Raw genomic sequence first — 12,732 nt, forward strand, 5'->3', positions numbered from 1 at the left:
CTCAACCTCCGAACGTGTGCATGAGGTGGCGGGGCAAGAACGCGATCATAACGATGAGCCACAGGATCATGACGGCCCAGAACATCTTGCGCTGGTTCTTGGGCCCGCCCTTCCAGAAGTCAACAAGAATCACGCGCACACCGTTGAATGCGTGGAAAACGATCGCTGCAACCAAGCCGATTTCGGCCATTGCCATGATGGGGGTCTTATACGTTCCGATGACAGCGTCGTAGGCTGCGGGCGATACGCGTACAAGGGCTGTGTCAAGCACGTGGACCAGCAGGAAGAAGAAAATACCGACACCTGTGACGCGGTGAGCGACCCAGGACCACATTCCTTCGTGTCCGCGGTACAGCGTGCCCGTTGAGGCTTTAGCCACGGGGCATCCTCCAGTTGAGACAGTTTTAATAACATATAAAAGCTACGCCGGGGGCGTCGCTTTAGCCAATCGAGCGAACCAGTGTCCAATAAATCCCGCGAGCTAACGCGTTCTTTATGAGATTCGCAGACATTACACATAATAACGCCACATTTGCGTTGGGTATCTCTCGGGTTTCATTTCGTGGCGCGTGTCTTGTGGAAGTGTGCCCGTGGTGCCCGCGACAATGAAGCAATGATTCCCAACTTTCATGCGGTGATCCCGGCCGGAGGTGCGGGGACCAGATTGTGGCCCCTGTCCCGTCGCGACCGCCCAAAGTTCTTGCACGACATCCTCGGAGTTGGCTCAACCCTGTTGCAGTCCACCTGGTCGCGAACGGTGCCCCTGGTGGACCCGGACCACATGTGGGTGGTCACGGGGCAGGCTCACGCTGAAGAGGTTTCGCACCAGCTCCCAGCCTTACGGGACGATCGGTTAGTCCGGGAACCTTCACCTCGGGATTCTGCGGCAGCCATTGGGCTGGCCGCCGCGCTCATTCACCGCACTGACCCAGACGCGGTCATTGGCTCTTTTTCTGCAGATCACTCAATTACTAATGCGGAAGATTTCCGCACGGTCATCACACAGGCTGTGGCGGCGGCGTCTGGCGGGGACATCGTCACGGTGGGGATTACTCCTACTTACGCGTCGACGGCGTACGGGTATATAGAGACCGGCGCGAACTTGGGGTTGCGGGCCGCACCCACGGCGAGGCGTGCGCTTAACTTTGTGGAGAAACCGGACGCAACCGCGGCGCGGAAGTACACGTTTTCGGGGCGTTATCGGTGGAACGCGGGCATGTTCATTGCGCGCACTGACGCGATGTTGGAGTTGTTCGCACAGCACGCCCCTGATCTGTATGCGGGGTTGATGAAGATCGCCGAGGTGTGGGGCACCGACCGTCAAGATGCTGTCTTGGGTGAGGTGTGGCCGCAGCTGGAGAAGGTGGCGATCGACTATGTGATCGCGGAACCGGCTGCGCGTGCTGGGCGCGTTGTCGTTGTCCCGGGAGACTTCGGTTGGGATGACGTGGGCGACTTCGATGCGGTGGCCAAGCTTCGGCAACCGGCACCGGGGGAGCGGTGCGCGGTGAAGGTCATTGGTGATTCGCCAGTGATTTCGGAGGACTCGTCTGGTGTGGTGATCTCGACCGGCGACCGGCCCGTGGCACTTGTAGGGCTTGACGACGTAGTGGTCGTGGACACGGATGACGCGCTTCTTGTCACCAGCCGTAGCAGTGCGCAGAAGGTCAAGAACGTAGTTGCGCGGTTGAACGATCAGGGGCTTACGCAGATTCTGTAGGTGTCTCGCGGGCACGTAGCCCGCCCACTTTCGTGTCATGCCGTGTCATGAACTGGCTCGGGTGGCGGTGAGCGACTACATTATTGCCACACACGAATTGGGAATGAGGACACGTTGATTGAGACAGTTGTAAATGAGCTAGTGGATGAGCTCATTGAGTTTCGTCGTGATATTCACGCTCACCCGGAACTGTCGAACGCTGAACACCGCACAACTGAGAAGATCGCGCAACGCCTCAAAGACGCAGGCCTTGAACCGGTGTTGTTCGAAGGCACAGGCTTGTACGTGGATGTGGGCGATGGGCCTATCGTGGGTGGTCTGCGCGCCGACATTGACGCGCTTCCGCTGGACGATCTGACCCGGACTGAGTTTGCTTCAACCGTGCCGGGCGTGAGCCACTCGTGCGGTCACGACGTTCACCTCACAGCGGCGATGGGGGCAGCGCTCGCTCTGTCACGGATCCACGAAACCAAAGGTGGTTTAGGTGGAACGATCCGCTGTATTTTCCAGCCTGCTGAAGAAGTAACACCCGGTGGCGCTTTGCAAATCATTCAGCAGGGCGCGCTGACGGGCGTCCCGCTATGCTACGCCTTGCACTGTGATCCAAACGTAGACGTGGGCAAGGTGGGTTCACGAATCGGCCCCATCACGGCAGCCGGAGACACAGTGATTCTGCGACTGCGCGGTCACGGCGGTCACACGTCACGCCCGCACCTGACAGAAGACTTGGTGTACGCGCTTGGTCGTCTAGCTGTGGACTTGCCGTCGACGCTTTCGCGCCTCATAGACCCGCGCCACGCGTTTTCCCTGGTGTGGGGTGCGATTGAAGCTGGCCACGCCCCAAACGTAGTCCCCAACGAAGGTTTGCTCATGGGGACACTGCGGTGCCTGGACGTTGACGGATGGAACAAGGTCGCGCAGGTGCTACCTGACTTGGTTGACCGGATTGCCGGCCCGTACGGCGTGGAAGTGGATTTGGAACACCGCCGAGGTGTCCCACCCGTGGTCAACACCGAAGACGAAGTGACGTTGGCCGAGCACGCGATCCGGCAGGAGCTGGGGCCGGATTCCGTGGAACTCACCCCGCAGTCGATGGGTGGGGAAGACTTCGCGTGGTACCTCACCCGGGTGCCGGGCGCTCTCATTCGTTTGGGTACGCGCACCCCTGGCGGCCACACGTACGACATTCACCAGGGCGACTTCCTGGTTGATGAACGCGCTGTGGGCATTGCGACGCGTGTGAACTGCGCGGTAGCACTGGAGGCTTTGAACCGCGCGTGATCCGCTAGGCTGGAAGGGTGGATACTAACCTTTTTCCTACACCTGTTGGCGTTGACGACCGTGACCCTATCCTGGAGCTTCCAAAGGTTTCGTTGCACGACCACCTCGACGGTGGACTGCGTGCTTCAACCCTGATTGAACTGGCTGATGAGGCTGGTTTTGAGCTCCCCTCAGGTGACCCCAGCGATATTCGTGCGCGCATTCTAGGTGCGTCGAATTCGGGAAGCTTGGAGCGTTACTTGGAGTCGTTTGCGTGGACGGTTTCAGTGATGCAGACGGCTGACGCTTTGACGCGCGTTGCACGCGAATGGGTGCTCGACCAGGCCGCTGACGGCGTGTTCTACGCAGAGGCCCGGTGGGCTCCGGAACAGCACGTGCAGGGTGATCTGGACATGGATGCGGCTGTCGAAGCTGTGCAAGCAGGGCTGAACGAAGGAACCGCACTTGTTGCTGAGGCCGGAAAGTTCATTCGCGTGGGGCAGATCCTCACGGCTATGCGACACGCGAAGAACTCGGTCGCAGTGGCTGAGCTGGCGTTGCGTCACCGTGACAACGGAGTTGTGGGCTTTGACCTCGCCGGAGCGGAAGCCGGCAACCCGCCAAGTGCGCACCTGACTGCGTGCGAAGCTCTGCACGCGGCGTGCTTCCCCATGACGATCCACGCGGGTGAAGGCGCAGGTGTCGACTCAATTTTTGAAGCAGTCCAGGTGTGCCACACCCAGCGGATCGGTCACGGTGTGCGCATCGTGGAAGACATGGACATCATTGACGGGCAAGGATCCTTGGGAGACCTGTCCTCGTGGATCCTGGACCGGCAGATTCCGCTGGAACTGTCACCCACCTCGAACATCCACACGGGTGCAGCGGACTCGATCGAAACCCACCCCATCACGGGACTGAAAGACCTGGGCTTCGCGGTGACGGTGAACCCGGATAACCGTTTGATGTCAGGTACGTCCGTGTCTAAGGAAATGCGTTTGCTCGTAGACCGCGCGGGCTGGGACCAGGCCGACCTCGAATGGGTCACGGTCAACGCCCTGAACGCGGCGTTCTTACCACTGGATGTGCGTGAACGTCTGCTTGACGAACTTCTGATCCCAGGGTTCGCCAGGATCGAGCTGTGACACAGACCAACTCGGTACCACCTCGGCCAACAACTTTGTGGATTGCCATAGGGGCACTGTGCGTGGAGGCGCTTGCCCTGGTGGGCGCGGGCGTGTGGTCGATTGTGCTGGCGGTTTCTGCCAAGGAAGAGGCCACGTCGCTGGTGGCGCTGGGGGCCATGTTCGTGGTGTTCGGCGCGTTGATGGTGGGCGTGATGTTCGGGGTTTCTCGAGGTGTCCGCTGGGCTCGTCCTGCAAGTGTGGCGTGGCAGGTTCTGCAGTTGATATCGGGGTTCGCGATCGTGGGGCAGGACCTGCGGATCGGTGGGCCGGCGATTGTTTTGGCGGCCGCGACGCTTGTGGGACTGTTCGCGCCACCCACTTTGACCTGGTATGAAGCACGGTTGAGTGAACACGAAGCGCACGAGGAAGAACGCCTGAAGGGCGTTCAGCAAAAGGCGCTGAAGAAGAAACGGTGAGAGCGACCTCGGCCCGGTTCCGCTAAGCGTGCGGTCCCACGGCCGAGGTGACTCGCGGGTGTCAAGGATGCACGACCTCGGCACCCGCGAGACTGCGGAGCGTTACGCGACGCCTCCTGTCCATCCGAGGGTGGTGAGCCCTAACATGAGTGCGGCGCTCAGAGCTAGGAAGATCCCAACCTTGGGTGCGACCCAGCGGACCCACGTGAGGTACGGAACTCCTGCGGTTACGCAGGACCCCACGAGCCACGCGAGAACCGGTGACAGAAGGTTGGTGAATCCGTCGCCCAGCTGGAACGCCTGGAGTGCGATTTGGTGGTGCATGCCCAGTGCGGTTGCGATTGGGGCCACCAGCGGGATCAAGATCGCTGCTTTGGCCGCCGTGGACGGGATGATGAAATTGATGACCGCGAATAGGAGCACCATGAGCACGGCCGACCAGCCCAGCCCCACACCGTGAAGCGGACGCGTGATGGTGTACACGATTGTGTCGAGCACGTGGGCTTCTTGCAGGATGATCGAAATTGCGCCAGCCATCCCAATGATGACGGATACGAAAGCCATGCTTTGGAGACCGCGGACGATCGATTCGGCAAGTTGGTTCCACTTGAAACCGGCGACTTTTCCGATCACGATCGCCGACACGAGGTTGACCGCGAACATCGCATCGATGGTTCGTTTGGAGTCGATAAAGAGCGAATACGCGACGATCACGCCGAACTGAAAAAGGAACAGTGCGATGACCATGACTGATCGTGCGCGGAGTTTTTCAGCGGCGACGGTGCTGTCGTCGGTGTGATCGTAAGGGCGCCAACCGTGCTTCCACATGGGGGAGCGGGTGGGGTCTTGCTGGATCTTGCGAACGTAGAGGAGAACGAAGGCCAGCCCAACTAGCATGAAACCGTTCATGATAAGCAGGCGCACACCAAAGCCGGAGTAGGGTGGCAGGCCGATCATCATCTGCGTAATGGCCATGTGCTTTGGCCCGGTGCCAAACCCGATGAGCGCTGCGAACGTTGTGACGCTGACCGCGACGATGCCGTCGAGCCCCAGCTTCCGGGCAAACAAGACGCCGATGGGTACGATTGCGATCAACGCGTCGCTACCGGAGAATCCGCCCAGATAGACCATGAGGCAGAACAGTCCTGAAATCAGCAGGGGTGTGCTCTTGTCTTGGAGCCGGTAAACCGTTGCATTGAGCAGATTTTCGAACGCCTTGGACTCCAGGACCACGTGGACGTTGGCTCCCACCATGAGTACGGCGAAGGCGATGGGGGCCATTTTTACGGCACCACTCAGCAGGAGCATGAGCGCGTCGATTGGGTTGACCGGTGTTTGGTCGCTGAGGAAGGAGAACGAGTTGGGGTCGATGGTTCCGTCGGGACCCTTTTCGAACTGCCCGGCTGGGATGAGGTAACCGGCCACAACGACCACGCCCAAGATGATGAGCATGAGCCACAAGAGGTGGGGCATCTGGAACCGTTTGGTCGATGTGTCCGCACTGTTTCCGGCGTCGTTGTTGCCTGTGTGTGAAGGTCCCGAGGTGTCGGTTGGGGTTGCGTGGTTGTCCCGGGTTGCCGTGGAGGGAGTGCGGGGGTTTTTGGGCGGGTCGATCGTTGCGGTTGAGCTGATGTCAGAATCGTTCAGCTGAGTGCTTTTGGGCATAGTGAAGCTCCTGTATGCGGATTGGATGAGGATGAATCACCGCGGTGCATCGCTTCTCGTTGCGGCTGTACTCAGCCTGAATCTGAATGTGTCTGAGGTGGCAGGCTAGGCGTGCGGGTTATGAAGGCACGGCCCGTTTGGGCAGGGAAACCCCTTGGGTGCTGGCCCGAGGCTCACGTGGTGTGAAAGGTCACTTAAGGGTGGTGAGCTGGGGCCCTGCGTGCCTGCCAAGGCCGAAGGAATTCGACAGCACCGCGCACATACACGGGCCGGCCCTGTCCAGTGGCTTGCGGGCAGCCACCACGTCGAGTTGTGGGAACTGGGGATCGTGCTTCTCTGCTGCGGGGGTTCGTGAGAACGCGGGAGCGTGTACGGTCACAGGTCCTCACTCCTTCCGATCCCTGCGTTTTGTGCTCAAAAGTTCCAGTAGTGTGCACTCTACTGCCTAAGGTGGGCGAACATGCAAACCAACGTCAAACTATGACAGTGGTTCGTAGGTGGTTACGACTGAACCGACTCACAGGCTTGGAAGAAGAAGTCACCTTCGGTCTCGCCGTTGGTTTCGCGCATGAGCACGGCACTTTGCTGAATCGCCCACCACAGTTCAGGTGCCGAAATCCAGGTCTTGCGCAGGTCCTCGCGCGTATCAGGGTCGTTCGCCAGCTTCTCAGCCGCCGCGCCAATCCGGTTGGCGCCTTCAGGGTCCGAACACTCCTTCTTCAGTTCCTTATTCTTAGGAATCAGGCCAGGAATCTCGTCCGTATTCGTGGTCTTCACATCAAACGCGCTGTCGCCCAGCTGTTCGGCTTCGAACGTGCCACGAATCCGGTAGAACCCAGGAGAGTTTTCGGAAACAGCTTTTTTATCGACCGTGACACTCACCGAGTCGGGGGTGTCGGGAGTGAGCGTCACACGGTCGCTGTCACCCACCTCGGCGCCGGTGTGTACAACCACATCCACGTACACTGGCTTCTTGTCGCCAGCCGCCTTGGCGAGCGTGTCCCACAGGGGGTCGTTATCCCGCGACCCGCCGGGGGAGGCGTCGACCACGGTGAGTTCGGGGGTGTCGGCAGGTGCGGAAATGGAAGGCACGGGGTCGGGGCTACCAGTTTCGTAGCTGTTGCCCGGGCGTTCGGTCTGGTTGACGGCGCACGCTGACAGGGTAGTGAGCGCGGTGGCTACCAACGCCGAGGTCGCAAGAGTTTTAGCTGGAATCACGGCTACTCCTTTAGAGAGTGGGAAGGGGCCGGACAGGGCCGATTGAGCTGATTCGGTTATGTGAGGTTGCGCGGGAACGGGCCTATGTGGGGCTGAACCCTGTTGATAACGAGCGTAGCAATTCTGCCAGTTTTCGTTTTTGAGCCTGGCTTAAGTTGGACAGCAGGGCGTGTTCGTGTTCGAGGAGTTCGGCGAGTGCGGTGTCGACTTTGGTTCGGCCCGAGGTGGTGAGCCGGACGTGGACCCCGCGGCGGTCCGTTGGGTCGGGGTGGCGACTGACGAGCCCGCGGGAAACGAGGCGGTCAATCCGGTTGGTCATGGTGCCCGAGGTGACCATCATTTCGTTGACCAGAGTTGACGGGCTGAGTTCGTAGGGTTTTCCGGCGCGACGCAGGGCAGAGAGGACGTCGAAAGCCCACACTTCAAGTCCGTGGGCTGCGAATGTTTCTTTGCGTGCTAGGTCCAGTTGCCGAGCCAGGCGCGAGACACGGGACAGAACAGCCATGGGTGTGACGTCTAGGTCTGGCCGTTCGCGTTCCCACGCGCTGACAATGAGATCAACCTCATCCATAGTGCAAGTCTAAGACATTTTAGGTTGGCATTAAGAATCTTTGTCATCAAGATATTTTGTGTGTGGTTGAGGTCTGGTTCGTTCGCGGCCAGTGCGTGTACGTGGACTGGCCCGTGCGCCGCATCACATTTGCCCGCAAATTTTCGTCCAGCACCTGACATGAGCGCTAAAACGACTAGAGTGAGGAATTGGGCGTAGAACCAGCTTCTTTCTTGCTGGGTGGACGCGGTTCGCACAGTCGTGTGGGCAGGGCCCACGGCGAGGACTAGGCTGGGATATGCGTAGGAGAACAACTTCCGCAAGGAAGTGGCCCAAATCTACAACTTAAGGAAATAGACGTGGATCTTTTCGAGTATCAGGCCCGCGACCTTTTCGAAAAGCACGGAGTGCCCGTGCTCAAGGCCAAGGTCGCATCAACCACGGAAGAAGCACAGAAGGCAGCTGAAGAATTAGGCGGCGGCACGGTCGTCGTAAAAGCTCAGGTGAAGATCGGTGGTCGCGGTAAGGCCGGCGGTGTGAAGCTTGCTCACAACCCTGCTGAAGCCAAAGAGCGCGCAGAAGAAATCCTGGGGCTCGACATCAAAGGCCACATCACTCACAAGGTTATGATCGCCGAAGGTGCCGACATCGCTGAAGAATACTACTTCTCCGTACTGTTGGACCGCGCGAACCGTACCTTCCTCGCAATGTGCTCGAAGGAAGGCGGAATGGACATTGAGACCCTCGCGGCTGAACGTCCTGAAGCCCTGGCTAAGGTTCCAGTAGACGCGATCGAAGGTATCGACGAAGCTAAGGCTAAGCAGATCGCTGAAGAAGCTGGCTTCGACGCAGAGACCGCTGGTCTGGTTGCACCCGTTTTGCAGCAGCTGTGGACCGTGTTCAAGGAAGAAGACGCAACGCTGGTCGAGGTTAACCCACTGGTTAAGACCGGGGACAACACGATCCTGGCGCTGGACGGAAAGGTGTCGCTGGACGACAACGCGTCATTCCGTCACGAAGAGCACGAAGAACTTCGCGACATCCAGGCTGAGGACCCACTGGAACTCAAGGCGAAGAAGCTCGACCTTAACTACGTCAAGCTCGACGGTGAGGTCGGTGTCATTGGTAACGGTGCTGGACTGGTGATGTCCACTCTGGACGTTGTTGCTTACGCCGGTGAAAAGCACGGTGGCGTGAAGCCAGCGAACTTCCTGGACATCGGTGGTGGAGCTTCCGCTGAGGTTATGGCCAACGGCCTGGACGTCATCCTTGGTGACGACCAGGTCAAGAGCGTGTTCGTGAACGTGTTCGGTGGGATCACCGCATGTGACCAGGTTGCTAACGGTATCGTCAAGGCCCTGGAAATCCTGGGTGACAACGCCACCAAGCCACTGGTTGTGCGCCTGGACGGAAACGCCGTTGAAGAAGGTCGCGAAATCCTGGCAAACGCCAACCACTCACTCGTCACCACTGTCGACTCCATGGACGGTGGAGCCGACAAGGCCGCTGAACTGGCTGCTAAGTAACCCGGAAAGGACTTACACTCATGTCGATTTTCCTCAACAGTGAATCAAAGGTCATTGTCCAGGGTATTACCGGTGGTGAAGGAACCAAGCACACCGCACGTATGCTGGCAGCCGGCACCCAGATTCTGGGTGGTGTGAACGCTCGCAAGGCTGGCACCACGGTGTCCCACAAGGACAAAGACGGTAATGACGTAGAACTCCCAGTGTTCGTTTCCGTTGAAGAAGCAATGAAGGAAACTGGTGCAGACGTTTCGGTTGCTTTCGTGCCACCAGCGTTCTCCAAGGACGCAGCATTTGAAGCCATCGACGCTGGAATTGGCCTGCTGGTGATCATCACCGAAGGTATCCCAGTTCAGGATGCTGCTGAGATTTGGGCGCACGCAACCGCAAAGGGAAACAAGACCCGCATCATTGGTCCTAACTGCCCAGGAATCATCTCGCCGGAGCAGTCACTGGCCGGAATTATCCCCGCGAACATCACCAAGCGCGGAAAGATCGGTCTTGTGTCCAAGTCGGGTACGCTGACCTACCAGCTCATGTACGAACTGCGTGACATCGGATTCTCGACCTGCATCGGTATCGGTGGTGACCCAGTTATTGGTACCACCCACATCGACGCAATCGCTGCGTTCCAGGAAGACCCTGAAACCGAAGCAATCGTGATGATTGGTGAAATCGGTGGTGACGCTGAAGAGCGTGCAGCCGACTACATCAAGGAGAACGTCACCAAGCCAGTCGTTGGTTACGTAGCAGGTTTCACCGCTCCCGAAGGTAAGACCATGGGTCACGCTGGTGCGATCGTCTCCGGTTCCTCAGGAACTGCTGAAGCGAAGAAGAAAGCTCTTGAGGCTGCTGGCGTGAAGGTGGGCAAGACCCCATCCGAAACCGCTGCACTCATGCGCGAACTTCTGGGCGCTTAAGTTCTTCTGAACGGCCTGTGTGTGGGCCGTGAAAAGCGCGTCACCCCATTGCGGGTGGCGCGCTTTCGTTTTGTGGTTAAGAGTGAAGCCTGTGGATGAATGCCCGCATGTTTCTGGGGCGGGTGTGTGGGAGCGTGAAGCCGTGTTGATCCTGTTCGCTCACCCCGCGAATGGGAGGCAATCATTCTCCCGGTGGGGTAGGACTTTAAGAAGCTGGTCACTTGGCCTGCAATTCTCAATCACGACCTTGAACGGTTGAGGTGTATTTGAGGATGGGGCCGACGCGGTAGCTGGTGAGAACGCAAAAGCCTCGCTAACTGAGCTTGTCCAGTTTAGCGAGGCTTTTGAGGAATAATCCTGATCCGTACACCCCCCGGGACTCGAACCCGGAACCCACTGATTAAGAGTCAGTTGCTCTACCAATTGAGCTAGAGGTGCGCAACGAAAAACTACTTTACATGGTCGAACCCCAGATGGGAAATCGGAGAAAGTGGATTTTCGTCTTTTGTGCGAGAAGTCACATTTGAAGGGTTTGGTTTAGCGTGATGGCCGTGCAGGTTGCGGGCCAATCACGCCTTGCCGGTGATTGGCCCTACAGGTAAAGCCCTGTCGAGCTGTCGTCTGGTTGATCGGCGATGCCATGGACGTCCCTCTCACGAAGGAGAGTGAACGTACGCGCATCCAATTCCACCTCGGCCTGTTCTTCAGGGTCAAACAAAACCGAGTCACCCAGCGAGACCTGTCGCACCAACGGGCCGGTAGCAACTACCGTGCCCCACGCCAGCCGGCGCCCAACCCGGGCGGTGGCCGGAATGACAATCCCAGCAGATGACTTGCGTTCGCCGGTTTCCTTATCTGGTTCAACGAGGAGACGGTCGTGCAACATGCGCACGGGGACCGACCCCAGGTTAGAACTGCGTGCCTGAGTGTCAGCCACGGCGTTACTTTTTGCGGGTAGCCAGGAAGGTGATCAGAGCGGCCGTGCCCAGGACGATGCCGCCAGCCAGTGCAAGGCGGTCGACTTTGGGGGAGCCGTCGCGGTTAATGACAATCCCTTTAGCTGAGTCCGTTGCGCGTGCGGCCAGAGCCTTGGGGTGAACCCGGCCAACAAGTTCGTCGATGTTGGCCGCGAGTCGCTGTTCACGCAGGCGGATCGATTCAATCAGTTGGTCTTTGTTTGCGTTATCTACAGTGACGTTAGACGTGTAAACGTTGCTCATGGTTTGAAGTTTACCTGGTGTAACCGACTATCGTGGAATGTGTTCTTCACAATATCTAAAAGGGGAGATGTGCCATGCCACGTTTGGAAATCGGCGACGTTGCGCCTGAGTTTGAACTGCTCAATGCGCAGGGAGAGACGGTGAAGCTTTCGGACTTCGCTGGGTCGAAAGTGATCGTGTACTTCTACCCCAAAGCCATGACTCCAGGGTGCACCACGCAGGCGTGTGACTTCCGCGACAACCTTGAGGCGCTTAAGGGTGCCGGGTATCAAGTGGTGGGGATCTCTCCTGACAAGCCCGAATCGTTACAGAAGTTCACTGACAAGGAAGGGCTGAACTTCACGTTGCTCAGCGACCCCGACAAGAAAGTGCTTGAAGAGTGGGGTGCGTTTGGTGAAAAGAAGAACTACGGCAAAGTTGTGCAGGGTGTAATCAGGTCCACGGTTGTGGTTGATGAGTCCGGCAAGGTTGAGCTGGCCAAGTACAACGTGAGGGCCACCGGGCATGTGGCTCGAATTCTGAAGGATGTTGGCCTGGCTTCGTAGGGCGTAGGTCGTCAGTCGTAACGGGCGCTGGCCGCGGCTTGGTGTTGCTGGGCGTCGATGATTTTTGCTCGCGCTGGGTTTGCACTATGCTGGATAGGCGCGCGCGAGTGGCGGAATTGGTAGACGCGCTGGATTTAGGTTCCAGTGTCTTTTGACGTGAGGGTTCAAGTCCCTCCTCGCGTACTTGTGTGAAGTCTCGGGACATCGTTCACTCGATGTCCCGAGATTTTTTGTGTTTTGGGGTGTTGATGTGTCGGGTCATCGTTCCCTTTTTGGAGGCGAGTTCGGGTATAGGCTCTCAGTGTTTAAGGGACAGGTGTGTCGCTTGTGCGGCAAACACGTCAGGTGGTTTTCTCTACACTCCAAGTTCATTTTTCTCGAGGGCTGTAGAGTAACAGGGCGATTTTCGCGCAAAAACGTGAACAAAACGAACAAAAGTAGCGTTTACTCTACACATTGGATCGAGGGTTGTAGAGTAAACGGCTTCCGTGTGGCTACAGTAGGC

Annotated in this window: 14 protein-coding genes and 2 tRNA genes; 8 read left to right on the plus strand and 8 right to left on the minus strand. The window is 58.3% G+C overall.

Annotation, left to right across the window (positions count from 1 at the left end):
- Window position 1: 1 nt before the first annotated feature.
- Complete coding sequence (gene sdhC, locus JOE56_RS08055) at window positions 2-379, minus strand: succinate dehydrogenase, cytochrome b556 subunit (RefSeq protein WP_102238597.1); 378 nt, start codon at window positions 377-379, stop codon at window positions 2-4.
- A gap of 234 nt (window positions 380-613) precedes the next feature.
- Between sdhC and JOE56_RS08060 the strand changes: the two genes are divergently transcribed.
- The 4 genes from JOE56_RS08060 (at window position 614) to JOE56_RS08075 (ending at window position 4,583) form a co-directional block, all read left to right on the plus strand.
- Window positions 614-1,720: a mannose-1-phosphate guanylyltransferase gene (locus JOE56_RS08060; protein ID WP_204515571.1), complete on the plus strand. Its 1,107-nt coding sequence runs from the start codon at window positions 614-616 to the stop codon at window positions 1,718-1,720.
- A 114-nt stretch (window positions 1,721-1,834) separates the two neighbouring features.
- Window positions 1,835-3,001, plus strand: coding sequence for an amidohydrolase (locus JOE56_RS08065; RefSeq protein WP_204515572.1), 1,167 nt, complete (start codon window positions 1,835-1,837; stop codon window positions 2,999-3,001).
- Between the two features lie 17 nt (window positions 3,002-3,018).
- Window positions 3,019-4,125, plus strand: coding sequence for an adenosine deaminase (locus JOE56_RS08070; RefSeq protein WP_204515573.1), 1,107 nt, complete (start codon window positions 3,019-3,021; stop codon window positions 4,123-4,125).
- Window positions 4,122-4,583, plus strand: a complete 462-nt coding sequence (locus JOE56_RS08075) for a hypothetical protein (protein WP_204515574.1) — start codon at window positions 4,122-4,124, stop codon at window positions 4,581-4,583. The genes JOE56_RS08070 and JOE56_RS08075 overlap by 4 nt, the downstream gene beginning before the upstream one ends.
- Window positions 4,584-4,685: 102 nt before the next feature.
- On the opposite strand, the gene JOE56_RS08080 is transcribed toward JOE56_RS08075, so the two are convergent.
- The 4 genes from JOE56_RS08080 to JOE56_RS08095 form a co-directional block, all read right to left on the minus strand.
- Window positions 4,686-6,248, minus strand: coding sequence for an AbgT family transporter (locus JOE56_RS08080; RefSeq protein WP_204515575.1), 1,563 nt, complete (start codon window positions 6,246-6,248; stop codon window positions 4,686-4,688).
- 190 nt (window positions 6,249-6,438) lie between these two features.
- On the minus strand, window positions 6,439-6,627 hold the full coding sequence (locus tag JOE56_RS08085; protein WP_204515576.1) for a hypothetical protein: 189 nt from the start codon (window positions 6,625-6,627) through the stop codon (window positions 6,439-6,441).
- A gap of 122 nt (window positions 6,628-6,749) precedes the next feature.
- A complete protein-coding gene (locus JOE56_RS08090) occupies window positions 6,750-7,466 on the minus strand; it encodes a hypothetical protein (RefSeq protein WP_204515577.1) in 717 nt (238 codons plus the stop codon).
- 82 nt (window positions 7,467-7,548) lie between these two features.
- The gene (locus JOE56_RS08095) at window positions 7,549-8,037 is read right to left on the minus strand and encodes a MarR family winged helix-turn-helix transcriptional regulator (protein WP_204515578.1); all 489 of its coding nucleotides are present in this window, start codon (window positions 8,035-8,037) and stop codon (window positions 7,549-7,551) included.
- Window positions 8,038-8,375: 338 nt separating this feature from the next.
- Here JOE56_RS08095 and sucC point away from each other — a divergent pair, with 338 nt between their 5' ends.
- On the plus strand, window positions 8,376-9,542 hold the full coding sequence (gene sucC / locus JOE56_RS08100; RefSeq protein ID WP_204515579.1) for an ADP-forming succinate--CoA ligase subunit beta: 1,167 nt from the start codon (window positions 8,376-8,378) through the stop codon (window positions 9,540-9,542).
- A gap of 20 nt (window positions 9,543-9,562) precedes the next feature.
- Window positions 9,563-10,462, plus strand: coding sequence for a succinate--CoA ligase subunit alpha (gene sucD / locus JOE56_RS08105; RefSeq protein ID WP_204515580.1), 900 nt, complete (start codon window positions 9,563-9,565; stop codon window positions 10,460-10,462).
- Between the two features lie 365 nt (window positions 10,463-10,827).
- Here the strand turns inward: sucD and JOE56_RS08110 are convergent.
- From JOE56_RS08110 to JOE56_RS08120, 3 genes are all read right to left on the minus strand, one after another.
- A tRNA-Lys gene (locus tag JOE56_RS08110) sits at window positions 10,828-10,900 on the minus strand.
- A 154-nt stretch (window positions 10,901-11,054) separates the two neighbouring features.
- Window positions 11,055-11,399 carry a GroES family chaperonin gene (locus tag JOE56_RS08115; RefSeq protein WP_338028650.1) on the minus strand — a complete coding sequence of 115 codons (345 nt, stop codon included), beginning with the start codon at window positions 11,397-11,399 and terminating at the stop codon, window positions 11,055-11,057.
- 4 nt (window positions 11,400-11,403) lie between these two features.
- Entirely contained in the window at window positions 11,404-11,682 is a 279-nt protein-coding gene (locus tag JOE56_RS08120) for a DUF3618 domain-containing protein (RefSeq protein WP_102238610.1), read from the minus strand.
- Between the two features lie 74 nt (window positions 11,683-11,756).
- Between JOE56_RS08120 and bcp the strand changes: the two genes are divergently transcribed.
- Together bcp and JOE56_RS08130 are read left to right on the plus strand one after the other, a co-directional pair.
- On the plus strand, window positions 11,757-12,227 hold the full coding sequence (gene bcp, locus JOE56_RS08125) for a thioredoxin-dependent thiol peroxidase (protein ID WP_204515581.1): 471 nt from the start codon (window positions 11,757-11,759) through the stop codon (window positions 12,225-12,227).
- Window positions 12,228-12,328: 101 nt separating this feature from the next.
- Window positions 12,329-12,410: transfer RNA gene (locus JOE56_RS08130), tRNA-Leu, on the plus strand.
- Window positions 12,411-12,732 lie beyond the last annotated feature (322 nt).

Origin of the sequence: Brevibacterium paucivorans, assembly GCF_016907735.1 — a bacterium.
GTDB classification, from domain to species: Bacteria; Actinomycetota; Actinomycetes; order Actinomycetales; family Brevibacteriaceae; genus Brevibacterium; species Brevibacterium paucivorans.

Coding starts and splice junctions, on each gene's coding strand:
- sucD (WP_204515580.1), top strand. CDS start 9,563: ATGTCGATTTTCCTCAACAGTGAATCAAAGGTCATTGTCCAGGGTATT.
- JOE56_RS08095 (WP_204515578.1), bottom strand. CDS start 8,037: ATGGATGAGGTTGATCTCATTGTCAGCGCGTGGGAACGCGAACGGCCA.
- JOE56_RS08080 (WP_204515575.1), bottom strand. CDS start 6,248: ATGCCCAAAAGCACTCAGCTGAACGATTCTGACATCAGCTCAACCGCA.
- bcp (WP_204515581.1), top strand. CDS start 11,757: ATGCCACGTTTGGAAATCGGCGACGTTGCGCCTGAGTTTGAACTGCTC.
- JOE56_RS08060 (WP_204515571.1), top strand. CDS start 614: ATGATTCCCAACTTTCATGCGGTGATCCCGGCCGGAGGTGCGGGGACC.
- JOE56_RS08120 (WP_102238610.1), bottom strand. CDS start 11,682: ATGAGCAACGTTTACACGTCTAACGTCACTGTAGATAACGCAAACAAA.